Origin of the sequence: Streptomyces sp. NPDC085932 (assembly GCF_044540525.1) — a bacterium.
Lineage (GTDB): Bacteria > Actinomycetota > Actinomycetes > Streptomycetales > Streptomycetaceae > Streptomyces > Streptomyces levis.
Genome location: NZ_JBITSJ010000007.1, coordinates 486,379 through 511,675 on the forward strand (window position 1 = coordinate 486,379; position 25,297 = coordinate 511,675).

General features: G+C 71.8%; 29 protein-coding genes. 9 read left to right on the plus strand and 20 right to left on the minus strand.

The window, feature by feature from the left end:
* Positions 1 to 13: 13 nt before the first annotated feature.
* The 3 genes from ACIGAQ_RS32365 to ACIGAQ_RS32375 form a co-directional block, all read right to left on the minus strand.
* Complete coding sequence (locus ACIGAQ_RS32365; protein ID WP_399789278.1) at positions 14 to 2,101, minus strand: phosphotransferase; 2,088 nt, start codon at positions 2,099 to 2,101, stop codon at positions 14 to 16.
* 218 nt (positions 2,102 to 2,319) lie between these two features.
* Positions 2,320 to 3,027, minus strand: a complete 708-nt coding sequence (locus ACIGAQ_RS32370) for an HAD family hydrolase (protein ID WP_311681267.1) — start codon at positions 3,025 to 3,027, stop codon at positions 2,320 to 2,322.
* 29 nt (positions 3,028 to 3,056) lie between these two features.
* A complete protein-coding gene (locus ACIGAQ_RS32375) occupies positions 3,057 to 3,947 on the minus strand; it encodes a winged helix-turn-helix domain-containing protein (protein WP_399789281.1) in 891 nt (296 codons plus the stop codon).
* 169 nt (positions 3,948 to 4,116) lie between these two features.
* Here ACIGAQ_RS32375 and ACIGAQ_RS32380 point away from each other — a divergent pair, with 169 nt between their 5' ends.
* Positions 4,117 to 4,305, plus strand: coding sequence for a hypothetical protein (locus ACIGAQ_RS32380; protein WP_311681263.1), 189 nt, complete (start codon positions 4,117 to 4,119; stop codon positions 4,303 to 4,305).
* Between the two features lie 38 nt (positions 4,306 to 4,343).
* On the opposite strand, the gene ACIGAQ_RS32385 is transcribed toward ACIGAQ_RS32380, so the two are convergent.
* The 3 genes from ACIGAQ_RS32385 to ACIGAQ_RS32395 all read right to left on the minus strand — a co-directional run bounded on the left by ACIGAQ_RS32385 (position 4,344) and on the right by ACIGAQ_RS32395 (position 7,463).
* Positions 4,344 to 5,246 (minus strand): GntR family transcriptional regulator, encoded by a 903-nt coding sequence (locus tag ACIGAQ_RS32385; RefSeq protein WP_311681262.1) that lies wholly within the window; start codon positions 5,244 to 5,246, stop codon positions 4,344 to 4,346.
* A 251-nt stretch (positions 5,247 to 5,497) separates the two neighbouring features.
* Entirely contained in the window at positions 5,498 to 6,760 is a 1,263-nt protein-coding gene (locus ACIGAQ_RS32390) for a GNAT family N-acetyltransferase (RefSeq protein WP_311681259.1), read from the minus strand.
* Between the two features lie 76 nt (positions 6,761 to 6,836).
* Complete coding sequence (locus tag ACIGAQ_RS32395) at positions 6,837 to 7,463, minus strand: aerial mycelium formation protein (protein ID WP_399789286.1); 627 nt, start codon at positions 7,461 to 7,463, stop codon at positions 6,837 to 6,839.
* 212 nt (positions 7,464 to 7,675) lie between these two features.
* Between ACIGAQ_RS32395 and dtd the strand changes: the two genes are divergently transcribed.
* Positions 7,676 to 8,101, plus strand: a complete 426-nt coding sequence (gene dtd / locus ACIGAQ_RS32400; RefSeq protein WP_399789288.1) for a D-aminoacyl-tRNA deacylase — start codon at positions 7,676 to 7,678, stop codon at positions 8,099 to 8,101.
* Between the two features lie 19 nt (positions 8,102 to 8,120).
* Here the strand turns inward: dtd and ACIGAQ_RS32405 are convergent, their stop codons facing one another.
* The 3 genes from ACIGAQ_RS32405 to ACIGAQ_RS32415 are packed head-to-tail and all read right to left on the minus strand — an operon-like array spanning position 8,121 to position 10,126.
* Positions 8,121 to 9,086 carry a YgfZ/GcvT domain-containing protein gene (locus ACIGAQ_RS32405; protein ID WP_399789291.1) on the minus strand — a complete coding sequence of 322 codons (966 nt, stop codon included), beginning with the start codon at positions 9,084 to 9,086 and terminating at the stop codon, positions 8,121 to 8,123.
* A gap of 10 nt (positions 9,087 to 9,096) precedes the next feature.
* Positions 9,097 to 9,534, minus strand: a complete 438-nt coding sequence (locus ACIGAQ_RS32410) for a Fur family transcriptional regulator (RefSeq protein WP_094055663.1) — start codon at positions 9,532 to 9,534, stop codon at positions 9,097 to 9,099.
* A gap of 16 nt (positions 9,535 to 9,550) precedes the next feature.
* Positions 9,551 to 10,126, minus strand: a complete 576-nt coding sequence (locus ACIGAQ_RS32415) for an FABP family protein (protein WP_311681252.1) — start codon at positions 10,124 to 10,126, stop codon at positions 9,551 to 9,553.
* A gap of 203 nt (positions 10,127 to 10,329) precedes the next feature.
* Between ACIGAQ_RS32415 and ACIGAQ_RS32420 the strand changes: the two genes are divergently transcribed.
* Positions 10,330 to 10,692, plus strand: a complete 363-nt coding sequence (locus ACIGAQ_RS32420; protein WP_311681251.1) for a DsrE family protein — start codon at positions 10,330 to 10,332, stop codon at positions 10,690 to 10,692.
* Here ACIGAQ_RS32420 and ACIGAQ_RS32425 read toward each other — a convergent pair.
* The 9 genes from ACIGAQ_RS32425 to ACIGAQ_RS32465 form a co-directional block, all read right to left on the minus strand.
* Positions 10,686 to 11,081 carry a VOC family protein gene (locus tag ACIGAQ_RS32425; RefSeq protein ID WP_399789295.1) on the minus strand — a complete coding sequence of 132 codons (396 nt, stop codon included), beginning with the start codon at positions 11,079 to 11,081 and terminating at the stop codon, positions 10,686 to 10,688. The genes ACIGAQ_RS32420 and ACIGAQ_RS32425 overlap by 7 nt on opposite strands.
* Positions 11,082 to 11,118: 37 nt before the next feature.
* A complete protein-coding gene (locus ACIGAQ_RS32430) occupies positions 11,119 to 11,379 on the minus strand; it encodes a DUF3099 domain-containing protein (RefSeq protein WP_311681248.1) in 261 nt (86 codons plus the stop codon).
* Between the two features lie 86 nt (positions 11,380 to 11,465).
* The gene (locus tag ACIGAQ_RS32435) at positions 11,466 to 11,753 is read right to left on the minus strand and encodes a DUF1416 domain-containing protein (protein ID WP_003991226.1); all 288 of its coding nucleotides are present in this window, start codon (positions 11,751 to 11,753) and stop codon (positions 11,466 to 11,468) included.
* Between the two features lie 41 nt (positions 11,754 to 11,794).
* On the minus strand, positions 11,795 to 12,640 hold the full coding sequence (locus tag ACIGAQ_RS32440; RefSeq protein WP_114253860.1) for a sulfurtransferase: 846 nt from the start codon (positions 12,638 to 12,640) through the stop codon (positions 11,795 to 11,797).
* Between the two features lie 137 nt (positions 12,641 to 12,777).
* Positions 12,778 to 12,858 (minus strand): Ms5788A family Cys-rich leader peptide, encoded by an 81-nt coding sequence (locus ACIGAQ_RS32445; RefSeq protein ID WP_350751515.1) that lies wholly within the window; start codon positions 12,856 to 12,858, stop codon positions 12,778 to 12,780.
* 200 nt (positions 12,859 to 13,058) lie between these two features.
* Positions 13,059 to 13,799: a DUF2993 domain-containing protein gene (locus tag ACIGAQ_RS32450; RefSeq protein ID WP_399789300.1), complete on the minus strand. Its 741-nt coding sequence runs from the start codon at positions 13,797 to 13,799 to the stop codon at positions 13,059 to 13,061.
* 176 nt (positions 13,800 to 13,975) lie between these two features.
* Entirely contained in the window at positions 13,976 to 15,079 is a 1,104-nt protein-coding gene (locus tag ACIGAQ_RS32455) for a hypothetical protein (RefSeq protein WP_399789303.1), read from the minus strand.
* Between the two features lie 3 nt (positions 15,080 to 15,082).
* Complete coding sequence (locus ACIGAQ_RS32460; protein WP_094055671.1) at positions 15,083 to 15,337, minus strand: MoaD/ThiS family protein; 255 nt, start codon at positions 15,335 to 15,337, stop codon at positions 15,083 to 15,085.
* A gap of 54 nt (positions 15,338 to 15,391) precedes the next feature.
* The gene (locus tag ACIGAQ_RS32465; RefSeq protein ID WP_399789307.1) at positions 15,392 to 16,243 is read right to left on the minus strand and encodes an alpha/beta hydrolase; all 852 of its coding nucleotides are present in this window, start codon (positions 16,241 to 16,243) and stop codon (positions 15,392 to 15,394) included.
* Positions 16,244 to 16,415: 172 nt separating this feature from the next.
* Between ACIGAQ_RS32465 and ACIGAQ_RS32470 the strand changes: the two genes are divergently transcribed.
* The 6 genes from ACIGAQ_RS32470 to ACIGAQ_RS32495 all read left to right on the plus strand — a co-directional run bounded on the left by ACIGAQ_RS32470 (position 16,416) and on the right by ACIGAQ_RS32495 (position 21,947).
* Entirely contained in the window at positions 16,416 to 17,186 is a 771-nt protein-coding gene (locus tag ACIGAQ_RS32470) for a response regulator transcription factor (protein WP_399789310.1), read from the plus strand.
* A gap of 128 nt (positions 17,187 to 17,314) precedes the next feature.
* On the plus strand, positions 17,315 to 18,337 hold the full coding sequence (locus ACIGAQ_RS32475) for a LacI family DNA-binding transcriptional regulator (RefSeq protein ID WP_311681242.1): 1,023 nt from the start codon (positions 17,315 to 17,317) through the stop codon (positions 18,335 to 18,337).
* Positions 18,338 to 18,468: 131 nt separating this feature from the next.
* A complete protein-coding gene (locus ACIGAQ_RS32480) occupies positions 18,469 to 19,470 on the plus strand; it encodes a S1C family serine protease (RefSeq protein ID WP_399789313.1) in 1,002 nt (333 codons plus the stop codon).
* 28 nt (positions 19,471 to 19,498) lie between these two features.
* Complete coding sequence (locus tag ACIGAQ_RS32485; RefSeq protein WP_399789316.1) at positions 19,499 to 19,675, plus strand: hypothetical protein; 177 nt, start codon at positions 19,499 to 19,501, stop codon at positions 19,673 to 19,675.
* An 86-nt stretch (positions 19,676 to 19,761) separates the two neighbouring features.
* Positions 19,762 to 20,499: a response regulator transcription factor gene (locus ACIGAQ_RS32490; protein WP_311681238.1), complete on the plus strand. Its 738-nt coding sequence runs from the start codon at positions 19,762 to 19,764 to the stop codon at positions 20,497 to 20,499.
* The gene (locus tag ACIGAQ_RS32495) at positions 20,496 to 21,947 is read left to right on the plus strand and encodes a sensor histidine kinase (protein WP_399789319.1); all 1,452 of its coding nucleotides are present in this window, start codon (positions 20,496 to 20,498) and stop codon (positions 21,945 to 21,947) included. Before ACIGAQ_RS32490 ends, ACIGAQ_RS32495 begins: the two co-directional genes overlap by 4 nt.
* Before the next feature lie 215 nt (positions 21,948 to 22,162).
* Here ACIGAQ_RS32495 and ACIGAQ_RS32500 read toward each other — a convergent pair whose 3' ends face one another.
* Both ACIGAQ_RS32500 and ACIGAQ_RS32505 read right to left on the minus strand, forming a co-directional pair.
* Positions 22,163 to 23,374 carry a DUF2993 domain-containing protein gene (locus tag ACIGAQ_RS32500; protein WP_399789322.1) on the minus strand — a complete coding sequence of 404 codons (1,212 nt, stop codon included), beginning with the start codon at positions 23,372 to 23,374 and terminating at the stop codon, positions 22,163 to 22,165.
* Positions 23,375 to 23,432: 58 nt separating this feature from the next.
* Positions 23,433 to 25,250, minus strand: coding sequence for a bifunctional metallophosphatase/5'-nucleotidase (locus ACIGAQ_RS32505; RefSeq protein WP_311681235.1), 1,818 nt, complete (start codon positions 25,248 to 25,250; stop codon positions 23,433 to 23,435).
* Positions 25,251 to 25,297: the final 47 nt, after the last annotated feature.

Here is a 25,297-nt window from a genome sequence, read left to right on the forward strand (position 1 = left end):
CGAGCGGCGACCGCTAGGCGAGGGCGCGGGCGAGGTACGGGTTCGCCAGGGAGCGGGCCGGGAGACCGAGGGAGGCGGTGGCGGCGGCCAGGGTCATGGCGTACGAGTCGACGGCCCGGCGGACGTTGGGCGCGTCCAGGCCCGAGCCGGTGACCAGCCGGTCGAGGTCGACGTAGGCGGAGCGGACGATCTCGACCCACCGGTAGACCCGCCAGTCCTTGCGCCAGTCGCGGGTGTACTCGGCGGGCAGCGTGTTCTCCCACTGCCGCAGCATGCGCTCCCTGATCTCCGGCCTGGTCGGCGTGAGGTGGATGTGCCGGACCAGGTCGTACAGCGGATCGCCGACCATCGCCATCTCCCAGTCGATGATGGTGAGGGCCAGATGGTCGCGCTGGGAGTGGCGGACGAGGTTCCAGGGGTTGAGGTCCCCGTGCAGCAGGGCGTGCCGGCGCGGGGTGACGCGGTGCCGGGCGAGGATCTCGCTGAGCCGGTCGGCGTCCGGCAGCCCCAGGGCCTTCGCCACCTGCTGCGACTCCCTGGGCAGTCCCCGCACCAGGGCGACCAGCTGCTGGCTGAGCCAGGTGTAGAAGTCCCACGGCCCGGTGAGCGGATCGAGTCCGGCGTGGTCGACCCGGGTCAGCTGCCCGAGCTGGTAGACGAGCCCGTCGGCCTCGTGCGGCAGCAGGCCGTTCACCGGGTGGCTCGGGGGGCGGTCGCTGTGCGGCGGCCCGGCGTAGGTGTGGATGGCGAAGGCGTCCCCGCCGTGGCTCCGGCCCAGCGCCAGCACCCTGGGAGCCGTCACGTCCACCTCGGAGCGGGCGATGGCGCGCAGCACCGCGTGCTCGCTGAGGTGGCTCGGCTCCCGGCGGCAGAACGAGGCGATCCGGCGCCGCACCACCACGGGGACGTCGACGTGCGGCACGCGGACCACGGAGTTGAGGTGGGCGGTGCCCCTGAAGACCCGGCCGGCCGGGGTCGTGCCCTCGGCGACCAGGGCGTCGCGGACGGCCGAGTGCGGGAAGCCGGGCTGTTCCGGGACCCGCTTGTCCGGGGTCCAGGCCAGCGGCGGGACGGGGCGGAAGCCGGTGGGCCGCCGGTGCCGGGACTCCCGCCGGCGCAGCAGCACCCGCTCGATCTCCGTCGCGCCCGGCACCCGGGCGAGCCCGAGCGGTTCGGCGGCGGCCTCCAGTGCCCGGTGCACGGCGGCGGTGGCCTCGGTCAGGCTCCGGTCGTCGAGCCGGTCGTCCAGCGCCCGGGCGGCCCGCATCACGTCCGCGTACAGCGACTGGGCCCGCTCGAAGGCGACGTAGTGGCGCAGGTCCCTGGTCAGGCCGTTGACCGCCGAGGGCCGCAGCTCCTCCATGGCCCCGGCCCAGGCGTCCCGCACCTCGTCCCACTGGGAGGCGGGGTAGCGCATCCGGACCAGGTGGGTGGCGAGTTCGTGCAGCGGGTCGCCGTAGGTGGCGAGCTCCCAGTCGACGGCCGCGACGGACCGGCCGTCCACGGACACGATGAGGTTGTCGCGGTGCAGGTCGGTGTGGAGCAGGGTGTACGGCCTCCGGGCCATGGCGGGGACCCGTTCGGCCAGGCGTGTCAGCGCGTCGGCGGGCACCCCGAGCGCCTCGAACAGCCCCCCGAACTCGGGCCAGTTGGGCTGCCGGATCTGCCGGTCGGCCAGGTGGGCGAGGGTGCGCAGGAATCCCCGGCTGCCCGTGTCCCCGCCGCCGGGCCGTACGCCCGGCAGGGGCGGCAGGGTCTCCCTGCGGACCTGCGACATACGGGCGACCGTCCGCATGAGCGAGGTGACGAGGGGGCGGGCGACGGGAGTGCCGTCGCCGTGCAGGCCGGACAGCGGTACGCCCTCCAGGTAGCTGTGGACCGCCGAACCGTTCCGCCTGGCGAGGCACTCGGGAACCCGGGGCAGCACGCCGCCGATGGCGCGCAGCACGTCGGGCTCCCTCCAGGTCCGGATCACCACGGGCAGCACGTTCAGCGCCCGTACGCGCACTATCGCCGGGGTCCCGGCCGCACGCCCCACGTACCGGGCCATGGGCTCGGTCAGGGGCAGGACGAAATTCCGGTTGTGACGGCCGTCGTACATCACGCCGTCTGTCTTCGCCCGCCGCACGAACTCCCCGTAAGGATCGTGCGCGGGGAACCTCCGCGAAGGGGAGGGGGAAACCGCCAGCGGGGGCACCGGCTGCTCCTGGATCACTGTGCAAAGCCCTGGAAAGTGTTGCAGAGCCTAGCGTCGCCCCGATGCCCGCACGACTCGACCGAGGTGATCGGTGGTCTCAATGAGGTAACCGTGACGCACGGTCAGGGCATGCCCTTCAACGCGTTCAGGACGTCCTCCAGGGAACCGACGATGTGCGACCGGTCCACACCCGCGGTGACCAGCAGGTCCAGCTTGCGCTGGTTGCGGGCGTAGCCGAGGAACGGGACGCCCAGGGCCCGGGCCGCCTGGTGGTCCGTCCCGGCGTCGCCCAGCATCAGGGCCTGCGAGGGAGGTGCGCCCAGGGCGTCCAGGGCCTGGGCCAGGCAGTACGGGTCGGGTTTCATCCGGGCGAGGTTCTCGGTGCGCCCGTGGATGTGGGGGAAGCAGCCCGTGAGCTGACGGCTCTCTATGTAGGCGGACGCGGCGCGGGCCGAGTTGTTCGTGGTGATGGCGAATCGGGCACCCAGCGCCGACCACGTCCTGATGAGCGGGTCGGCGTACGGCGTGGGCAGGGCCCGGGGGACCGCCGTGAGCTCCTGCTCGGTGAGCCACTGCTCCAGCCGGGCGATGGGAGCGCTGCCGGCATGCCGCCGGGCGACCAGGAGCAGCACGGCCTGGGGGTCGGGGTCGAAACGTTCCTGCTCGCTGAGGAGCCCGTCCAGCCCGAGCCGTTCGAGCTCCTTCACGAGGTCGCGTGCCACCCCGTTGGCCGGATGGCCCGCGAACAGCCGGCAGATCGGTCCGTCCAGGTCCCACAGGACGTAACGGACCGGAGCGAGCAGTTTCCGTAGTTCTTCGGTCGGCGTCACCGCACCAGTCTGCGTCGTATCAGGAGTCACTAGGAGAGTGTCAGGTCCGTCGTGATGGTTTCCCAGAGGGCGTCGAACCACTTCTGGGATTCCTCCACGAACGCCGCGTCCCGGCGGCCCGCCCGCTTAAGGAAGGAGAAGAGCAGGGACTGGGAGCCGAGGACGTCGTACATGTCGAGGGCCCGGCCGCCCCACTCCTCCTCGCGCCGGGTCAGCATGTAGTAGCCGATCAGCGCCTCCTGCTCGTTGAGCAGGTACAGCTTCACCGGCGGGGTGAACGGCAGCGCCCGGAACCGCACCCGGACGTCCATGCCGTGCGTGGCGCGCAGGGTGAGCAGGTTGTGTTCGAGGACCCGCAGCTGGGCATTGCGCATCTCCAGCCAGCGCTGGTGCACCGCGTCGTCCTCCCCCTGCTCCTCGACCAGGCGCGGGAAGGCCAGGTTGATGTCCCGGGAGGGGAGCAGGACCCGCAGGTCGATCGAGGCGGGCCGGGTGCGGCCCTCGTGGATCCGCCGCAGCGGCTCCCCCAGCGCCACCATCAGCGTCTCGGACGTGTGGCAGACCACGTCCACCTGGACCGCCTGCGCCGAGAACGCCTCCGTCAGCCGGGGGGCCAGGCCCACCATCGTGGGCTGGGGCTCGTCCCGGGCCGGGGCGGGGGCGGCGATGCGCGGGGGGCTGCCCTTGGAGACGCCGGTGAGGAGGCCGTCCTCGTGGAGTGCCCGCAGGGCCTGGCGCACGGTGCCGCGCTCCACGCCGAACCGCTCCGCGAGTTCCGCCTGGGTGGGCAGGCGGTCCCCCGGCCTGAGCTCGCCGGCGCGGATACGTTCCCGCAGGTCGTCGGCGATCTCCTGGGGCGAGAGCCTTCTGCTGCCGTTCACTGCCACGTTCTCCGCCACGTTCTCCGGGGTCACGACCAAACGCTACAACTCTGATCCATCTAAGGGGAGTTGTTTGAAAGTTGTTTATGACTGGCGGCCAAGTGGGGACAACTTAATCAGAGTTGGTTGCCAACTTCTCGGAGTTGGCGGAAGTTTTGCTTCCGAAGTTCCGGTCGTCCGGACTTCCGGCTCCCGAAGGGGGAATCCGATGCCCGCCCTCGCTCTCCTCTCTGCCGCCTTCGTCGTCGCGTTCGAGCAGCTCGTGCAGTGGAAGTACGGCCCGGCCGGCATCGTCGGCCTGCTCCTTCTCACCGTGGGCCTCAAGGCCAAGAGCCCGGCCGTCAGCTCCGCGGGGGCCGTCGTCCTCGCGCTGCTGATGACCGGACCCGCCCTGTGAGTCACCCCGCCTGCCCGGATCGACCACCGTGGGAGACCTCAGCTCGTGAGCACCAGCTCCGAACTGATCGTCTCCCACAGCGCGTTGAACCACAGGTGCGACTGCTCGACGAACGTGGTGTCGCGCAGGCCGGGCCCCTGCCGGAAGGAGAACAGCATCGACCGGGTGCCCTGGGCGTCGTACATCTCCAGGGATTCGTGGTCGAACTCGGCCTCCCGGCGGGTCAGCGTGTAGTACGCGAACAGCGCCTCCGCGCCGTTGAGCAGGTACAGCTTCACCGGCGGGGTGAAGGGCAGCGCCCGGAACGTGACGTGCACGTCGATGCCGTGGGTGGCGCGCAGGGCCAGCAGATTGTGCCGGAGCACCTGCCCCTGGGCGTTGCGCATCGCCAGCCACCGCTCGTGCACCCAGTCGTCGCCGTGCCCCTCGACCGGCACCGGGAAGGCGAGGTCGATGTCCCGGCTGGGCAGCAGGACCCGGACGTCGACCTTGGCCGGTTTCAGCCGTCCCGCGTGGATCTGACGCAGCGGCTCACCGATGGCGAGCGTGAGCGAGACCGAGGTCAGGCACACCGCGTCGATCTCGACGTGCTCCGCCGCGAAGGCCGTCGCGATCCGGGGCGCGAGCGCCACCGTCGTGGGCAGCGGCGGCGCTTCCGGGCCGGTCAGCGGCCCGGCCGGATCGGCGGCGACGGTGGCCGGGCTGCCCTTGGAGACGTTGGTCAGCAACCGCTCGCCCTGCAGGATGCGCAGCGCCCGGCGCACCGCTGCGCGCTCGACCCCGAACTCGTGGGCCAGCTGGGCCTGGGTGGGCATGCGCTGCCCCGGCTGCAGTGCCCCTGACGTGATCCGGGCGCGCAGCTCGTCGGCCACCTCGCGATGTGTTCTCTGTGGCCGCTGCGACCTCTTCCGTCCAGTGGCGGAGGCGTGTTCGGGGTCCACACCTCAACGCTACAACTTCCCGCCATCCTGGGGCAGTTCAGCGGAAGGTGGTTATGAGCCGCTTCCAAGTGGAGATAAGTACAGAGAAGTTGGTCACCAACTTGCGCGACATGGTCAGACCATCAGGGCGTTGGCCAGTCCGTTCGGGGGCTCCCTTCCGGAGGGGAGCCGGGAGCCCCACCGGCTCGACCACCACAACCGAACAGCTCGCTACGGATGCGGGTCCCCGTCCACCGGCAGAAGGGAGCGGTTCAGAACAGGTCCGGGCACCACGGCCGCCTGGGCGTGCGCAGCAGGGCGTCGGCCTTCCGGGCGGCGCCCGCTCGTTCTTCGCGCACCCGCCCCAGCGCCGCCAGCCGCACCGCCGACTCGTCCCCGAGCCACAGCGCCCCCAGTTCGCCCACGCCGAGCGTCAGGTCCGCGCTCGCGGTGGTGGGCGCGCACACCGCACCGTCGGGCGAGGCCTCCAGCCGGTAGCGCCCGCCGGTCAGCCCGTCCACGCCGGCCACCTCCAGCACCAGCGTCCCCTCCCCCTCGTACGTCCGCGCCTCAAGCGCCCGCTCCACGTCGAGGATCCGCACCCACAGCCAGTCCGCCAGGGACGTGATCGCGGCCGCCCGCGGGTCGGGCAGGACATGCGGGAGCAGGTCGTCGGGGGCCCGCCAGCCGCTCTTGACCTTCACCACCCAGTCGACGGAGCACAGGTACTGCCACAGGGCGCGCTCCGCCGCCGGCGTGACGCCGGTCAGCCACCGCACCGACGCCGTGTTCAGCGGCTGCTTGGCATCGCCCCAGTTGTCGTCCACGTCGTACGCGACCATGCCCTCGACCTCGCCGGAGGCCGAGCGGTAGACGGCGTGGAAGGGGTCCTTCCAGGACGGGTCGGCCCGTACGGCGCCGGTGTTCCACTTCCACCACAGCTCGTCGCGGTCGATGGCGCCGGGCTGCGTCCGGCACAGCCGCGCGTGCAGGTCGGGGCCGAGCTTGCGGACCTCCTCCCCGTCGACCAGGTCGATCCGCCCGCCGTCGGCCGGGCCCGCCCAGCGGGCGTCGAGACCGGCGCGCGGCACGTCGACCGTCCACTCCGCCATCCCCGTCGCCGGACCGAAGCCGTAACGGCCGTAGATCGGGTACTCGGCGGCGATCAGCGTCGCGACGACGTCCCCGCGCTCCCTGGCGGCGGCCAGGTCCCGTGCCATCATCCGGCTGAGCAGCCCCCGGCGGCGGTGGGTGGGGTGGACGGTGACCCCCGAGACGGCGTCGGCCGGGACGCTCGCCCCGCCGACGGCCGTGAGCTCCTGGCCGAAGGAGCGGAAGGTCGCCACGCACCGGCCGCCGTCGAAGGCGCCGAGGTAGCGGCCCGGGACGAACCGCTCCCGGCGGGCCTCGATCTCCTCCTCGGACAGCGTGGGCACCCTCAGGAAGCCGGTGTTCACGGCGCGCAGCCAGTCGGTGAACTCGGCTTCGGCGATGGGGCGTACGTCGATGCCGTCGGCACGTGAGGCGGAGGTCATGGCCTCACGCTAGGCGGAGGGCCGGCCGGTGTCGCGTCAATATCCGACCGGCCCTTCCTGACCCCCTCGCGCCGGCTCAGACCAGCAGGTCCTCGACCTGCGCCTCGCCCTCGCGGTACCGGCGCGCGATCTCCGCACTGCACGCGTCGGCCGTGCGCTGCAGCCGCTGGCGACGCCGGGAGACCTGCTGCTCGTGGCGCACCAGCCGCGCGATCCCCGTGTTCAGCTCCGGGTCCGTGCGCGCGTCCAGGTCGGACAGCTCGACCTCGTCGAGCATCTCCGCGGCCAGCCGCCGGTACTCCTCGCCCTGCGGGGTGCCCAGCGTGACGTGCCGGGCGGAGGAGCGGTGCCGGGCCGGGGCGTCCTGCAGGATCTCCCCCAGCCGCTGCACGACGGACGCCTCCGCGGGAGCGGCCGGCACCTCCACCGGAGTGCGCCGTGCCAGTTCCGCGCGCAGGATGTCGATGCGCCCCTGCAGCAGCCGCCGCAGGTAGCTGAGGTCGGCCTCGTCGCGCTGGGCCTCGCGGCGCAGGGCGCGCAGCTCGGGCAGGCTCAGCGCGGCCAGACCGGGCTCGGGAGCGTCCGCGGGCAGCCGCGGGCTGTCCGTGCGCTGGGTGGGCGGCCGGTGGTACTCCGACGACCCGATCCCCGTGAATGCCGACCGGACAGCCCCCGGGTGCTGCCCGGTGCTTGGTGTGCTCATGTGCCTCAACCGTCCCCTCGACCGGTGTGTGAATGCATCGTGCCACCCCAAGTGGCCGCTATGGGAACGAGTGCCCCCGATAGACCCCAGATGGGCGGTTAAGCAGCAAAATACGGTCCAGCGCTGGCAGTTGGCGCCCGGCGCAAACCACCCTTTCGGGCCATGCGTGCACCGGTCACGGCACTGACTTCACCTCCCGGCATGATGGACACATGCGAGCAGTGGTGCAGCGGGTGGACGGCGCGAGCGTCGTCGTGGACGGCGAGACGGTGGGGGCGATCGAGGGCGAGGGGCTGTGCGTCCTCGTCGGCGTGACCCACGAGGACACCAAGGAGAAGGCGGCCCAGCTGGCCCGCAAGCTCTGGTCGATCCGCATGCTGCACGACGAGAAGTCCTGCAGCGACACCGGCGCCCCGCTGCTGGTGATCAGCCAGTTCACCCTCTACGGAGACGCCCGCAAGGGCCGCCGCCCCACCTGGAACGCGGCCGCTCCCGGGGACGTCGCCGAGCCGCTGGTGGACGAGGTGGTCGCCCGGCTGCGCTCGCTGGGCGCGACGGTGGCCACGGGCCGCTTCGGGGCGGCGATGAGGGTATCGCTCACGAACGACGGCCCGTTCACCGTGGTGATCGAAATCTGACCCGAAAGATCTACAAGTCCTACGGCTCGACGACGACTTCCTGGGCCGCGGCCGTGTCGCCGGCCACCAGGGGCGCGTCCACGGGCACGTTCCGCTTCACCAGGGCGAGGGCGACCGGACCCAGCTCGTGGTGGCGCGCGGAGGTCGTGATGAAGCCGATCTTCCGGCCGTCGGGCCCGTCCTGCGCGAGCCGCAGCTCGGTCCCGGCCACCGGCAGGTGCACCTCGCTGCCGTCCAGGTGCAGGAAGACCAGGCGGCGCGGCGGCTTGCCCAGGTTCTGCACCCGGGCGACCGTCTCCTGGCCGCGGTAGCAGCCCTTCTGCAGGTGCACCGCCGAGCCGATCCAGCCCAGCTCGTGCGGGATGGTGCGGTGGTCGGTCTCGAAGCCCAGCCGGGGCCGGTGCTGCTCCACGCGCAGCGCCTCGTAGGCGAGGATCCCGGCGGGCGGATCGGCCTGCGCGGCGTACGCCTCCAGGTCGGCGCGCGGCAGGAACAGGTCCCGGCCGTGCGGGGTCTCGCGGACGGCGACGCCCTCGGGGACCTCGGCGATGGAGCCGGCCGGCAGGTGGACGACCGCGATGTCGGCGGTCCGGTCGGCGACCTCGACCCGGTAGAAGAACTTCATCGACTCCAGGTAGGCGATCAGCGCCTCCTGGGTGCCCGGCTCGACGTGGGCCCGGACCGTCTCCCCGTCGTCCACGAGGTACAGGGCGTGCTCGATGTGGCCGTTCGCGGAGAGGATCAGCGCCTCGGTGGCCCGGCCCGGCGGGAGCTCGCTGACGTGCTGGGTGAGCAGCAGGTGCAGCCAGGCCAGCCGGTCCTCGCCGGTGACGGTGACGACCCCCCGGTGCGAGAGGTCCACGAAACCGGCGCCGTCGGCGAGGGCGCGCTGCTCACGGAACAGATCGCCGTAGTGGGCGGCGACGCCTTCGTCCACGCCCTCGGCGGGGACGGCACCGGGCAGGGTCAGCAGAGGGCTCTTCATGTCCCCAAGCCTACGACTCGGTAGTTGAAGCCTTGAGCGTGCAGTCCCGGCACCGGCCGAAGATCGCGAAGTGCTTCATGTCCGTGTCGAACCCGAAGGTCTCGCGCAGCTTGTCCGTGAACTCGGCGGCCACGGAGACGTCCGCCTCGATCACGTTCTGGCAGTCCCGGCACACCAGGTGGATGTGGTGGTGCCGGTCCGCGAGGTGATACGTCGGCGCGCCGTGGCCCAGGTGCGCATGGCTGACCAGGCCGAGTTCCTCCAGGAGCTCCAGCGTCCGGTACACCGTGGAAATGTTGACCCCCGACGCCGTCTTCCTCACTTCCACGAGGATGTCGTCGGGGGTCGCGTGTTCCAGGGTGTCCACGGCTTCGAGCACGAGTTGCCGCTGCGGGGTCAGCCGGTAGCCGCGCTGCCGCAGATCGCTCTTCCAGTCGGTGCTCACCACACGGACGAGTCTAGGACTACTTGAAGAAAGCGATGCCGTCGTCCGGCATGTCGTCGGGCAGGGCCTTGGCCCAGCGCTCGACCTCCTCCGGCGTGACGACCTTCTTCAGATGGGCCGACATGTAGGGGCGCAGCTCGACCTCGGGGGTCTGCTTCTCGCCGACCCACATCAGGTCGCTCTTGACGTAGCCGTACAGCCGCTTGCCGCCGGTGTAGGGCTGCGAGGAGGCCGTACGGGCCACCGCGTCCGTCACGAGGTCGATCTGCGGCTTCTTGTCCGCCAGCTCGCCGTACCAGATCTCGATGACGCCGTCGTCGCGGGTCATCGTGACCTCGACCTTGCGGTCGGCGTCGACGCGCCAGTAGCCGTGCTCGGACTCCAGCGGGCGGACCTTGTTGCCGTCGTTGTCGAGGACCCACGTGTGGGACCGGTATTCCAGGAAGTCCCGGCCGTCGTGGGTGAAGGCGACCTCCTGCCCGAAGTTGCACTTCTCGGAGCCGGGGAAGTCGTGCACACCGGCACCCGCCCAGTTGCCGAGCAGGAAGGCGAGCGGGACGAGGTCCTTGTGGAGGTCGGACGGGATCTCGATCATCAGAACTTCCTAGAGGTGGGTCAGCGCTGGCCCTGGTACAGCTTCTTCACGGTCAGTCCGGCGAACGCGAGGACGCCGACGGCGACCAGGACCAACAGGATTTCGAAGAAAAGCTCCACGGGGTGCTCCTTGAGCGGGGTGCGGATGTAAGCACAGGGCCGGCCCCAGCTTACGCGGGCCCCTGCGGCACTACGATTCCGGCTATGGCGAAGAAGCTGGTGATCAAGGTGACGGCCGGGGCGGACGCCCCCGAGCGGTGTTCCCAGGCGTTCACGGTCGCGGCGGTGGCCGTGGCGAGCGGCGTCGACGTCTCCCTGTGGCTGACCGGCGAGTCCGCCTGGTTCGCGCTCCCCGGCCGGGCCGCCGAGTTCGAGCTGCCGCACGCGGCGCCCCTGCCCGACCTGCTGGAATCGATCCTGGCGGCCGGCCGCGTCACCCTGTGCACACAGTGCGCGGCCCGGCGCGAGATCACGGAGAAGGACGTCATCGAGGGCGTGCGCATCGCGGGCGCGCAGGTCTTCGTCCAGGAGGCGCTGGCGGACGGGACGCAGGCCCTCGTCTACTGAGACTCACCGGGCGGCGGGGACTCGTCCGTGTAGAGGCAGAAGGGGTGGCCCGCGGGATCCAGCAGCACCCGGACGTGGTCCTGCGGCTGGACGTCCGCGAGCCGCGCCCCCACCGCCAGGGCCCGCGCGGTCTCCCGCTCCACGTCGTCGACCTCGATGTCCAGGTGGACCATCATCTGCTGCCGGTCCGGGCCGCTCGGCCAGACGGGCGGCACGTAGGCGGGCTCGGTCTGGAAGGACAGGCCCGTCCCGCCGCCGGGCGGCCGGATGTGCACCCAGTCGGGGCCGTCCTCGTCCCGCCACACGCCCCAGCCGGGCAGCAGCCGCAGGTAGAAGTCAGCGAGTTCCCGGGCGTTCGGTGCGTCCAGCACCGCCGCTGTCAGTCTCATGGAGCCGGGATACCCCGGGCGGCCGGGAGGACTCCCCTCACCGCGGGCGCTTCCTGCCGTCCAGCTCGTCCCACCACTCGTCGGACTGGGGGTCGCCGGAGGGGTCGTCCCACCAGCGGTCGTCGGGCCCGCGCCGGTTGGCGACCATGGCCGCCACGGGCGGGATGACCATGGCGACCACGCACATCCCGACGGCCACGGGGACCGACCACAGCCGCACCACGGACCACGCCAGGACGAAGAGGCCGATGCACAGGCCCATCAGGGCGAAGTACCGGTGCCGTCGCCGCGCGTACATACGTCCAGCGTAGGTCCGGGCAGGCCGGAGGGCCGCACCCCAGGCGTCCAACCCGGTGGGTGCGGCCCTCCGAAAACCGGTCGCCGTCAGACGGCGATCGCGACCTCCGCCAGTCCGCCCTGCTGGGCGACGACCGTGCGGTCGGCGGTGGCGCCGGGCACGAGGGCGCGGACGGTCCAGGTGCCCTCGGCCGCGTAGAAGCGGAACTGTCCGGTCGCCGAGGTCGGCACCTCGGCCGTGAACTCGCCGGTGGAGTCCAGCAGGCGGACGTAGCCCACCACGGGCTCGCCGTCCTTGGTCACCTGGCCCTGGATCGTGGTCTCACCGGGCTTGATCGTCGAGGCGTCGGGGCCGCCGGCCTTCGCACCACACATGTCGTACTCCTGAAGGGTCGGGAGAGGTCGGTCGGGGTCGCTTACTTGTTGGCGCCGAGCTCGATCGGCACGCCCACGAGGGAGCCGTACTCGGTCCAGGAGCCGTCGTAGTTCTTGACGTTCTGGACGCCGAGCAGCTCGTGCAGGACGAACCAGGTCAGCGCGGAGCGCTCACCGATGCGGCAGTAGGCGATGGTGTCCTTCGCCAGGTCGACGCTCTCCTCCTCGTAGAGGGCCTTGAGCTCCTCGTCCGACTTGAAGGTGCCGTCGTCGTTGGCGTTCTTCGACCACGGGATGTTGCGGGCGCTGGGCACGTGGCCCGGGCGCTGCGACTGCTCCTGCGGCAGGTGGGCCGGGGCGAGGAGCTTGCCGGAGAACTCGTCGGGCGAGCGCACGTCGACCAGGTTCTGGGAACCGATGGCGGCGACGACGTCGTCACGGAAGGCGCGGATGGACGTGTCCTGGGCCTTGGCCTTGTAGTCCGTCTTCGGACGCTCCGGCACCTCGTCGCCCGGGACCAGCTCGCGGGCGTCGAGCTCCCACTTCTTGCGGCCGCCGTCGAGGAGCTTGACGTTCTCGTGGCCGTAGAGCTTGAAGTACCAGTACGCGTACGAGGCGAACCAGTTGTTGTTGCCGCCGTAGAGGACCACGGTGTGGTCGTTGGCGATGCCCTTCTCCGACAGGAGCTTCTCGAAGCCCTCCTGGTCGACGAAGTCACGGCGGACCGGGTCCTGGAGGTCCTTGGTCCAGTCGATGCGGATCGCGTTCTTGATGTGGTTCTTCTCGTAGGCGGACGTGTCCTCGTCCACCTCGACGATGGCGATGGTCGGGTCGTCCAGGTGCTCCTGGAGCCAGTCGGCGTCGACCAGGACGTCGCTGCGGCTCATGCTCTTTCTCCTCCGGGGCAGTTGCGGCGGGGCGTGGGAGTTCTGCGGGGCGCGCGCCCATGACGGGGCGGCACACGGGTGCCCTTGATGCAGGGCGGCGGGGATGCGCGCACCGGCTCACGGGCCGGCGCGGTCGCTCAGAAGGGGCGACAGAGCATGGCGGCGACGCGGCACAGGTCTACTGCCCGCCGCTTCGTGAGGTCCGCCTGTCGCTTCATGCCGTCGATCGTAGGGACGGTCGGGCGGGCGTGTCACCGGTGTGTCGCATGCTGAGACACGATGGTCCGAATAGCGGGATCGTGAGCCCCTGGCCCCGTGCCGCGCCCGGCCTCCGCCCGCCTGCGGCCGCCGTCACATCTACGCTGCGGACTTCGCCGTCTCGCCCACCGGACAGCCCTGGTGACGGCCCGCGTGCGTGCTACCCGGCGAGCCGGACGTCGGAACCCTTGACCGTGATCTCGACGCCGTCCGGGGCGGCCTGCACCTTGTCCAGCTTGATGCCGCCGGGGAGGCCGTCGATCCTCTGCTGGAAGTCGGTGATGGTGCGCACCCGGTTCTCGGCGAGGTCGACACCTGCGAACTTGGGCAGGCCGTCGGCCTTGACCCGCACGGTGTCGCCGTCGACCACCGTCACGGTGCTGAGCACGGTGACCGGCTCGGGCAGCCTGGTGCCGAGGACGGTGGCCTCGACGGCGACCTTGATCTTGCCGTTGCCGCCGTCGGAGAGGCCGACGACGTTGGCGGTGACGCCCGGGGCGACCTGCGTGGGCTCCGACTTCGCCGTCTTCAGCAGCTCGTCGTAGGCGACGGTCGCGGTGCCGGTGGCCGTGGTGGCCGTGGCGGAGCTGTAGTCGCCGGAGAACTCGACGCCCTTCATGTCGGCCCGGAGGTCGTCGATACGGATCTTCCGCGCGCCGTCGCCCGCGGCGGCCTCGTAGGTGTCGATGCCGACCTCGATGTCGTCCAGGGAGCCGCCGACGACCTGGGTGAGGAAGGGGAAGCCCTTGATGGAGACGTCGGGCGTGGTGGCCAGGTTCTCGGTGGTCTTCAGGCGGTCGGCGGCCTCGTCCTCGGCGAAGTTCACGGCGACGCGGTCGGCGATGACGAAGAGCCCGCCCAGGACGACGGCGAAGATCAGCAGTATTCGCAGTGCTCGCATGCGGTGTTGTCCCCCACCCAGTCGTTGTGCGACAGCGGTCCCTGACGACCGGGTGTGGCCGTCCACTGGGGTGAGGGTAACTCCGTGTGCGGCGCGGGCCCCGGCTTTGTCGATCATCTGTGACAGGTCGGGTTCCGCGTCGGTGACGGCACGGCCGCCCGCCGCCGGCCGGGCGATCAGGCCAGGGCCCGGCCCAGCACGTAGACCACCGGGGCCGCGGCGGACAGCGGCAGGGCCACGCCCGCCGTGAAGTGGACGAAGCGCGACGGGTAGTCGTAGCTCGCGACCCGGTGCCCGATCAGGGCGCACCCCGCCGCGCCCACGCCCAGCAGCGCGCCCGAGGTGCCCAGGCCGGTCAGCCACCCGGCCACCACGCCCCCGCCCGCTCCCGCGAGCAGCGCCACGACCACCGACGCCGCCGTCGGCAACGGCAGCGCGCGTGCCAGGACCGCGACCGCCACGGCCACCGCCCCCACCGTCACCGCGTCGGCGTCCGCCGCGAGGTACCCACCCGCCACGATCGCCAGCGCCGACGCCGCGACCGTCGCCATCAGGCCGTACATCCGCTCGTCCGGGTTGGCGTGCGAACGCAGCTGGAGGACCAGCGCGAGCAGCACCCACACGCCCAGCGTCCCGAGGATCGCCGACGGCGACCGCCCCGACGCCAGCAGCGCCGCGTCCGCGGCCAGCGCCCCGGCGAACCCGAGCGCGATGCCCTGCCGCGCCGGCCACATGCCGTTCAGCCGGAACCACCCCGCCGCCGTGACGGCCTGGAGCACCACCAGCGGCACGAGCAGCGCGTACGTCCCGACCGCCGCCGCACCGGCCAGCAGCAGCCCGAGCAGCGCGGTCAGCGCGGCCGGCTGCATCCCGGGCTCGATGATCGGGGACCGTCCTTCCGCCCGGGCCCGCTGCGCGTCGGTCATCCGCTTGTTCCCGGCGAGGGTGGCGGGACCGTACTCGGCGGGATCCGGCGCGGGCGCCGCGTCCCCCTGCTGCGGCAGATACGCCGTGTCCGCGGCGGCCGGCGCGGTGACCGGCTGCTGCGTCTGCGTCTCCCAGGTCTGTCCCTGCCACTGCTGGGTGTACTGCTGTGCGGCGTAGGGATCCTCGTACCCCTGGTGTCCCGGGTGCCCGTGCTGTCCCTGCCCGGGCCACGCCCGGGGCGCCTGCGGCTGCTGCTGCCCGTACGGGTCGTAGCCACCCTGGCCGTCGTAGCCTCCGTGGCCGTTGTGGCCGCCGTAACCGTCCTGGTAGCCGTCATACGGCTGGTTGGTCATCGCTCACCCTCCTGCGAACGGCGGGAGCACCTCGACCGTGCCGCCGTCGGCCAGCCGTACCGTCTCATGCGCGCGCGTGCCCACGGGATCACCGTCCACGAGGAACGAGCAGCGCCGCAGCACCCGCTCCAGTTCGCCGGGATGCCGCTCGCGCACCCCGTCGAGCGCCTCGGCGAGCGTGGCCGCCTCGTACGCTTCCTCGGCCACCCCGGCCGCGGCCTTGGCGGCGGCCCAGTAGCGGACCGTGACCTCTGGCATCTGCTTCCTCACTCGGACTCACAACGGGCTCACCCGACGGTGAACCCCGTCAGGCTAGCCCGCCCGGGCGACGGCCCACTCCCCGATCCGGGCCAGCAGCCCGTCGCCCGCCGCGTGCTCGGCATGGCCCATGCCCGGCTCCACCCACAGTTCGCCCTGGTCACCGGCGGCGGCCGCCAGCATCCGCGGATGGTCCAGGGGGAAGTAGCCGTCGGAGTCACCGTGCACGATGAGCAGCGGCGTCGGCGCGATCCCGGGCACCGCCTCCACCGGGGAGATCGGGACCGGGTCCCAGTCCCGGTGGTGGATGCGGGTGCGGAACCCGTACCGGCCCACCATGCGCCCCTCCGGCCGGGTCACCAGCCAGTGCAGCCGCCGCATCGGCGCGGTCCCCCGGTAGTACCAGCGGGCGGGCGCGCTCACCGACACCACCGCGTCGGTCCGCCCCGGGTGCAGGGCCGCGTGCCGCAGCACCACCGAGCCGCCCATGGAGAAGCCGACGGTCACCACGCGCGCGTGCCCGCGCTCCCGGGCCCACTCCACCGCCGCCGCCAGGTCGAGCACCTCGCGGTCGCCGACCGTGGAGCGCCCGCCGGACAGGCCGTGCCCGCGGAAGGAGAAGGTGACCACCGCGCCGTACCGGGCGAACGCCTGAGCGATGCGCCGCACGTGCGGGCGGTCCACCGCGCCGGTGAAGCCATGGGCGACGACGAACACGGGGTGAGCGGAAGGCGTCCCCGGGGCGTCGTATACAGCCGCTCCCGGCTCGTATACGGCGTCGATCGCCACCCCGTCGGACGTGCGGAGAAACGTCCTCACCAGCACCCGAACGGCCGTTCCCGCGGCCGTCTCGGAGTGCGGACGATCGGTGGAACGCGCCACATGACCTGCCGGAGAAGAGCTCATGTGGGCTATTCTGCTGGGCAGAGGACTCGGGCAGCGAAGCCCCCGGGTCCTTTTGTGCTTTCGGAAGCGTTGTATACGAAGCGGGAAACCGCAGGTGTACGGGGCCTTCGGGATCGCAGAGCGGTGCTGTGCCAACAAACGTCCTCGCAGGGACCGAGGAGGAACCAGACATATGAGTTCTCTGCTGCTCCTGACCAATGCCCTCCAGCCGTCGACGGAGGTGCTCCCCGCCCTCGGACTGCTCCTGCACAACGTGCGCGTGGCCCCCGCGGAGGGCCCCGCCCTGGTCGACACCCCCGGTGCCGACGTCATCCTGGTCGACGGCCGGCGCGACCTGCCGCAGGTTCGCAGCCTGTGCCAGCTGCTGCGCTCCACCGGCCCGGGCTGTCCGCTGATCCTCGTCGTCACCGAGGGCGGTCTCGCGGCCGTCACCGCGGACTGGGGCATCGACGACGTCCTGCTCGACACCGCCGGACCCGCGGAGGTCGAGGCCCGTCTGCGCCTGGCCATGGGACGGCAGCAGATCGTCAGCGACGACTCCCCGATGGAGATCCGCAACGGCGACCTGTCGGTCGACGAGGCCACCTACTCCGCCAAGCTCAAGGGCCGGGTCCTGGACCTGACCTTCAAGGAGTTCGAGCTGCTGAAGTACCTCGCGCAGCACCCGGGCCGCGTCTTCACCCGCGCCCAGCTGCTGCAGGAGGTGTGGGGCTACGACTACTTCGGCGGCACGCGCACGGTCGACGTGCACGTACGGCGGCTGCGCGCCAAGCTCGGCCCCGAGCACGAGTCGCTGATCGGCACCGTCCGGAACGTCGGTTATCGATTCGTTACGCCGGAGAAGGTGGAGCGCGCCGCCGAGGAGGCGAAGGCCAAGGCGAACCCGGACAATGCGGACGAGTCGGACGCCCTGGACGCCGCCGAGGTCCGCGCCAAGGCGTAGCAGGCGTATCCCGTCGCCGACCTGGGCATCCCTGGGCGCCCCGGGGCGCCCCGGACGGCAGTCGGGATATCGTACGGGACCTCCTTCACGCCCTGCCCGCAGCGGGTATATCCGCGTAGACTCCGCGCGTGGCCAAGGTGACTCGGGATGACGTGGCGCGGCTGGCAGGGACCTCCACTGCCGTGGTCAGCTATGTCATCAACAACGGACCCCGGCCGGTCGCCCCGGCCACGCGCGAGCGTGTCCTCGCCGCGATCAAGGAACTGGGGTACCGCCCGGACCGGGTCGCCCAGGCGATGGCCTCGCGGCGCACGGACCTCATAGGCCTGATCATTCCGGACGCCCGCCAGCCCTTCTTCGGGGAGATGGCGCACGCGGTCGAGCAGGCCGCCTCCGAGCGCGGAAAGATGGTCCTCGTCGGCAACACGGACTACGTGGGCGAGCGCGAGGTCCACTACCTGCGGGCGTTCCTCGGGATGCGGGTCTCCGGCCTGATCCTGGTCAGCCACGCGCTGAACGACCTGGCCGCCGCCGAGATCGACGCCTGGGACGCCCGGGTGGTGCTGCTGCACGAGCGCCCCGAGGCCATCGACGACGTCGCCGTCACCACGGACGACCTGGGCGGCGCGGAGCTGGCCGTCCGGCACCTGCTGGAGCACGGCTACGAGTACGTCGCCTGTATGGGCGGCATAGCCGAGACCCCCGCCGTCGGCGACCCGGTCTCCGACCACGTCGAGGGCTGGCGCCGCGCGATGGACGAGGCCGGGATCTCCACGGAGGGCCGCCTCTTCGAGGCCCTGTACAACCGCTACGACGCCTACCAGGCCGCTCTGAAGATCCTGTCCGGACCCGACCGGCCGCCGGCGATCTTCTGCTCCACCGACGACCAGGCGATCGGCCTCCTGCGGGCGGCGCGCGAACTGCGCATCGACGTCCCCGGCGAGCTGGCGGTGGCCGGCTTCGACGACATCAAGGAGGCGGCGCTGGCCGACCCGCCGCTGACCACGATCGCCTCCGACCGCCCGGCCATGGCCCGGGCCGCGGTGGACCTCGTCCTGGACGACGGGCTGCGGGTCGCGGGAGCCAGGCGCGAGCGGCTGAAGGTGTTCCCCTCGCGGCTGGTGGTCCGCCAGTCCTGCGGCTGCCCGTAGCCTGCCGGCGCTGCCCGTAGCCTGCCGGGGCTGCCCGCGGAGGGCGTCTTTATATCGGGCATACGAGGTTCTGTCGGGCTTCTCAGCCGGCACTCAGGAAGCTCTCATGGTCGGGCGACAAGCTCATTTCCATGACCGAGAGCTTCCACCGCAGTGGCGAGTACCAGAACCCTCACGAGGGTCCGCAGCAGGCCCCGGTGAACCCCGAGTGGCCGCCCCCGCCGGCGTACGCCCCGGCGCATGCTCCGCATCCGAAGAAGCGCAAGCGCGGCCCCGTCGCCCTGATCGCCGCGGTGGCGATCGTCGCCGCGGCGATAGGCGGCGGCACCGCCTACGGCATCCAGGAGCTGACCGGCAACGACACCGTCGCCTCCAGTTCCACCAGCACCACCGTCGTGCCCGCCGGCCAGAAGGGCACGGTCGCCGGGGTCGCGAAGGCGGTCAGCCCCAGCATCGTCGAGATCAGCGCCCGGTCCAACGCCGGGTCCTCCACCGGCTCGGGCGTGATCATCACCGGTGACGGCGAGATCGTCACCAACAACCACGTGATCTCCGGGGCCTCCCAGATCAAGGTCACGACCAGCGACGGCACGTCCTACACCGCGAAGGTCGTCGGCACCGACAGCAAGAAGGACCTGGCGCTGATCAAGCTGGAGAACGCCTCCGGCCTCAAGGCGGCCACGCTGGGCGACTCCTCCGGCGTCCGGGTCGGCGACCAGGTCGTCGCGATCGGCTCCCCCGAGGGACTGTCCGGCACCGTCACCAGCGGCATCATCTCGGCGCTCGACCGGGACGTCACGGTCCCGACCGAGGAGGACCAGGGACAGCAGCAGGGGCAGCCGGACGACGGGTGGCCGTTCGAGTTCGGCGGGCGGCAGTTCAACGGCGACACCGGCAACGACACCACGACGTACAAGGCGCTGCAGACCGACGCGTCCCTGAACCCCGGCAACTCCGGCGGCGCGCTGATCGACATGAACGGCAACATCATCGGCATCAACTCCGCGATGTACTCGCCGGCCGGCAGCGCCTCCTCGTCCTCGGACGCGGGCAGCGTGGGCCTGGGCTTCGCCATCCCGATCAACACCGTCAAGGCCGACCTCGCGAAGCTGCGGGCCGGTGCGACGGACTGAGTCCCGCGGCGACGGCCGAGGAGCGGCGATGATCCAGCAGATGGCACACACGGAACCGGGCGGGGACCCGGCCGGTGCCGGACCGGCTCCGGCGGTGGCGTACGCGCTGCACGCGCCGTCCGGCCGGGCACCGGAACTGCCCGTGAAGGCGGCGCGGGGCACGGGCCGGCCGGCACCGGCACGACGCCGCACGGTACGGGCCTGACGCTGCTGCCGGCGCTCCCCCGCGGCGTGCGACGCTGAGAGCGGCAGAGCACCCCCGTCCCCATCACACCCGAGGACCCCGGACCCATGAGCCCCGCAGACGGCGACCGTGACACCCAGCGCATCCTGATCGTCGACGACGAGCCGGCGGTACGCGAAGCACTCCAGCGCAGCCTCGCCTTCGAGGGGTACGGCACGCAGGTCGCGGTCGACGGCGCGGACGCCCTGGAGAAGGCCGCGGTCTACCGCCCCGACCTGGTCGTCCTCGACATCCAGATGCCGCGCATGGACGGCCTGACGGCGGCGCGCCGGATCCGCGCCGGCGGCGACACGACCCCGATCCTGATGCTCACGGCCCGCGACACGGTCGGCGACCGGGTCACCGGCCTCGACGCGGGCGCCGACGACTACCTGGTCAAGCCCTTCGAGCTGGACGAGCTCTTCGCCCGCATCCGCGCCCTGCTGCGCCGCAGTTCCTACGCGGCCGCGGTGGGCGCGGGCGACCCGGCCGACGAGGACGTGCTCACCTTCGCCGACCTGCGCATGGACCTCGCCACGCGGGAGGTCACCCGGGGTGGCCGCCCGGTGGAGCTCACGCGCACGGAGTTCACGCTCCTGGAGATGTTCATGTCGCACCCGCGCCAGGTCCTCACGCGGGAGCAGATCCTCAAGGCCGTGTGGGGCTTCGACTTCGAGCCGTCGTCGAACTCCCTGGACGTGTACGTCATGTACCTGCGCCGCAAGACCGAGGCGGGCGGGGAGCCGCGCCTGGTCCACACCGTGCGCGGCGTCGGCTACGTGCTCCGCCAGGGCGGCGCCGAGTGAACAGGCTCGTCCGCCGCTTCCGCTCGCTGCCGATCCGCTCGCGCCTGGCGCTGCTGGTGGCGGCGGCGGTGGCGTTCGCGGTGGCGGCGGTGTCGGTGACGTGCTGGTTCATCGTGCAGGGGAAGCTGTACGACCAGGTGGACAGCGACCTGGAGAAGATGCTGCAGAAGCCGGGGCAGAACATCGCCATCCAGCAGGCCGTGGACAGTTGCACGCAGACGGCACAGGGCGGCGACAGCTTCCGCAACAGCTCGTACTTCGAGGTCGTCAAGGCGGACGGGGAGATCTGCGTCCACTCCAGTTCCGTGGGTCTGGTCAAGGTCACCGAGGCCGACCGGGACGTGATCAAGGACGCCCCCATCGGCCGCGGCATCGTCCGCAACGGCACCGACGAGCACGGCAACGCCCTGCGCGTGATGACCGTGCGACTGGCGTCCGAGCAGCCCGATGCGCCCAACGCCGCGCTGATCCTCGCCGTGCCCCTGAAGAACACCCAGGCCACGCTCAACGATCTCGCCCTGATCCTGCTCCTGGTCTCGGGGGTCGGGGTCCTGGGCGCCGGGGCCGCCGGACTCGCGGTCGCCCGAGCGGGCCTGCGCCCGGTCGACAAGCTCACCGAGGCCGTCGAACACGTGGCGCGCACGGAAGACCTGGGAGTCCGCATCCCGGTGGACGAGGACAGCGAGGACGAGGTGGCCCGCCTCTCCCGCTCCTTCAACTCGATGACATCCGCCCTGGCGAGCTCCCGCGACCTCCAGCAGCAGCTCATCGCGGACGCCGGCCACGAACTGCGCACGCCCCTCACCTCGCTGCGCACCAACATCGAACTCCTCACCCGCAGCGAGGAGACGGGCCGGCCCCTCCCGGAGGCCGACCGCAAGGCGCTCCTGGCCTCGGTGAAGGCGCAGATGACGGAACTGGCCGCGCTCATCGGCGACCTCCAGGAACTGTCCCGCCCGGACACGGGCCAGCACTCCGCCCGGGCCCAGATCGTCGCCTGGCACGACACGGTCGAGTCGGCGCTGCGGCGGGCCCGGCTGCGCGGCCCGGAACTGACGATCACGGCGGACGTCGAGCCGTGGTTCGTGCGCGCGGAACCCTCCGCGCTGGAACGGGCGGTGGTGAACATCCTGGACAACGCGGTGAAGTTCAGCCCGGAGGGCGGCACGGTCGAGGTACGCCTGGCCGACGGCACGCTCACGGTCCGCGACCACGGCCGGGGCATTGCCGCCGACGAACTCCCCCACGTCTTCGACCGCTTCTGGCGCTCCCCCAGCGCGCGGGCCCTGCCGGGCTCGGGCCTGGGCCTGTCGATCGTGGCGCGCACGGTCCAGCAGGCGGGCGGGGAGGTGTCCCTGTCCCCGGCGCCGGACGGCGGCACGGTCGCGACCGTCCGGCTGCCGGGAGCGTCGGTGCCTCCTCCGGAGACCCCGGCAGCCACTGCGTGACGAACGTGACAAACGCCGCTCTGGGGCTCGCACCGGCCGGTCAGGGCCGTGGAGTCGCCGGGTGACACACCCCGCGTCACGGTGATCCGGGGCGAGCGCGCCCGGTGGAAGCCGAGGAGCTCGTGAAGGTGCGGGACGCCCCCGGCGTTCCGACACCTCCCTCCCGGGTGCGGCCGACCGTCGCCGCCGGACCCGGCAGGGCCGGCACCGGCCGTTCAGCCACCCACCGAGAGGCCCGACCCCGACACCCGCACCCGGATGCCGTCCTCCTCCACCCGGACGTCCCGCAGGCGCACCTCCCCCTGCTCCGGCTCGGGCAGTTCGAACGCCAGGGAGAGGCGGTCGGCCAGGACCGGGCGGGTCAGGCCCGAGAGGGAGTCGAGCAGGTCCGGGTCCAGGCCGAGACGGCGCAGGAGCTGGGGGTGGTCCAGCGCCAGGTCGATGAGGTTGAGGTTCTGGGCCTGGCGGGCGAAGCGCGGGGAGCCGGTCAGCTGGGTGGGCCTGCCGTCGTCGGCGAGGGCCTCGCGCACGGTCGCCTCGGGCACGCCCATGCGCTGCACGACGGCCGGCACCGACAGCAGGGCCTTGGCCTTGCGGGTCTCCCGGGCGAGGTCGGCGGCCCCCTTGCGCGTCAGGTGCAGGCCCTCCGAGGGCCCGGTGCCGGGGCGGTAGGTGGCGAGGTCGCCGATGTCCAGGCGCATGTTGCCGATCTCGGTGGCGATGCCCCGCTCGCCCTGCCGCCGGATCGTCGCCTCGGCGCGCAGCCGCAGGTCGTGCCCGGCGACCGGCAGGGTGCCGTCGGCCCGGACCCGGTCGCGGCCCTCACCGGTGAACGTCATCCGGGAGGCGCCGAGTTCGCGGTTGAGGTCGGCGAAGGAGAGCTGGACCTCCCCGTCGAAGCGGGGGACGCGGGCGCCGCGCACGGCGGTGAGTCCGTCGGCGTCCAGCCGGATGTCGCGGGCCGTGGCCGACACCTTCGCCAGCGAGACGCGGTCGGCGGCGACGTCCGGCACGGTCACGCTCACCGAGTCCAGCCGCTCCCCGGCGAGTTGGGTGAGAAAGGGGAAGCCGCCGATCTCCACCTCGGGCGCGGCGGCCAGGTCGAGGCGGTCCTTGAGGGTGTCGGCGGCGCGGTGTTCGGCGTAGAGCAGGGCCCAGCGGTCGGCGAGGGCGGTGAAGGAGGCCAGGACGGCCAGACCGACCACCGCCTTCACCGCGAGCGGCAACCCGGCGAAACGATTCTTCCGGCGGCGTCGGCCACCCCGCCGGTGATCCGGCGGGGTCCAGGCGTCCTCGGCGTCCTCCTCGCGTTCCCGGGTGAGGAAATCCCGCAGAGGGGTCTCCTCCAGGGGCCCGTCGTCGAGGGCGCCGAGCTCCTCGTACGGGTTCGGACGGGGATGCGCATCAATGCGGTGGGGGGTACGCATCGATCCATCCGACCATGCGTACCGCCCCTGCCCGCAACCCGAACCGGGGGTATGCGATCTAGTTCACCACGGTGATCCGGTCGGCCTTCGGGGGCGCGATCGGGTTCGCCGCCGAGGAGTTGGCCGTCAGGTACTGCTCCAGCGCGGTCAGGTCGTCGGCGCCGACGACGTCGTTCGTGCCCTGGCCGAGCGTCGGGAAGCCGTCGCCGCCGCCCGCGAGGAAGCTGTTCGTCGCGACGCGGTAGGTGGCGGCCGGGTCGATGGCCGAGCCGTTCAGCTTGATGCTGTCGGTGACCACCCGGTCGGCACCGGACTTGGTGAGGTCCAGCGTGTACGTCAGACCGGCCGAGACCTGGAGGATCTTCGGCGCGGCCGCGTTCGGGCCGGACACCTGCTCCTTGAGCGCCTGGATCAGCTGCGCGCCCGTGAAGTCCTGGAGGTTCACGGTGTTGGCGAACGGCTGGACCGTGAAGCCCTCGGCGTAGGTGACGACACCGTCGCCCTCACCGGCCTTGGCCGCGTAGGTCAGCGGGGCCCGGATGCCGCCCGGGTTCATCAGCGCGAGGTCGGTCTCCGGGTCCAGCTGCCTGCCGTGCGCGAGCTGGGCGTCGGCGATGAGGTCGCCGAGCGGGGACTCGGTACCGGAGTTGCCGATGTCGCCGGAGATCCAGCCGATCGGCCGGTTGCCGATGGGCGCGGCCAGCGTGTTCCACTTGCCGATCAGCTCGGTCATGTCGGGCGCCTTGGGGACGTCCCGGGTGACCACGCGGTTCGCGGACTTCACCGCAGTACGGGCGATGTCGCCCGTCTTCCGGTCGTAGGTCAGCGTGGTGTCGGTGTAGAGGCGGCCGAAGGAGGCGGCCGAGGTGACCATGCGGGGCTTGCCCGCCGGGTCGGCGATGCTGCACACGTACGCGTTGTGCGTGTGGCCGGTGACCAGCGCGTCCACCTGGGGCGTGACGTTCTTGGCGATGTCGACGATCGGGCCGGATATGCCGTCGCCCGCGCCCGGGGAGTCACAGTCGTAGTTGTACGACGTCGACGCCGGGAAGCCGCCCTCGTGGATGAGCGCGACGATGGACTTCACGCCCTTGCGCTGCAGCTCCTTGGCGTACTTGTTGATGGTCTCGACCTCGTCCTTGAAGGACAGGCCCTTGACGCCCTCGGCGGAGACGATGTCCGGGGTGCCCTCCAGGGTCACGCCGATGAAGCCGACCTTGACGCCGTTCTTCTTCCACACCCAGTAGGGCTTGAGGATCGGCTTCTTCGTCTTCTCGTCGAGGACGTTGGCCGCGAGGTAGGGGAAGTCGGCGCCCTCGAACTCCTCGTCCGTGTAGCAGCCGTCCTTCGGGTGGCAGCCGCCGTTCTGCAGACGGCCCAGCTCCTTGGCGCCCTCGTCGAACTCGTGGTTGCCGACGGAGGTGACGTCGAGGTCGAGCTTGTTCAGCGCCTCGATCGTGGGCTCGTCGTGGAAGAGCCCGGAGATCAGCGGGGAGGCGCCGACCATGTCGCCGCCGGCCGCGGTGATGGAGTACTTCTCGCCCTTGCGCGCCTGGCGCAGGTGCGTGGCGAGGTACTCGACGCCACCCGCGTCGATGGTCTTGGTCGTGCCGTCCGGCTGCTTCTCGGTGACACGGCCGGAGGAGCCCGCCGGGGGCTCCAGGTTGCCGTGCAGGTCGTTGAAGGACAGCAGCTGCACGTCCTGGTAACGGCCGGGCCAGTGCCCGCCCGTGCGCTGGTCCTCGCCGGCGGTCGCCGCCCCCGGCAGCGCCGCGGCGGCCAGCGCGCCGACGGTGACGACTCCGGCGGCGAGAGCGAGGAAACGGTTCGTACGGCGTCTCCGGCGCTCCGGATGCGCCGGTGAAGTGGCTGGCATACGCCCCCCTGAGGGTCTGCTGGGACAGTGATGTCGTCCGGCGCAGC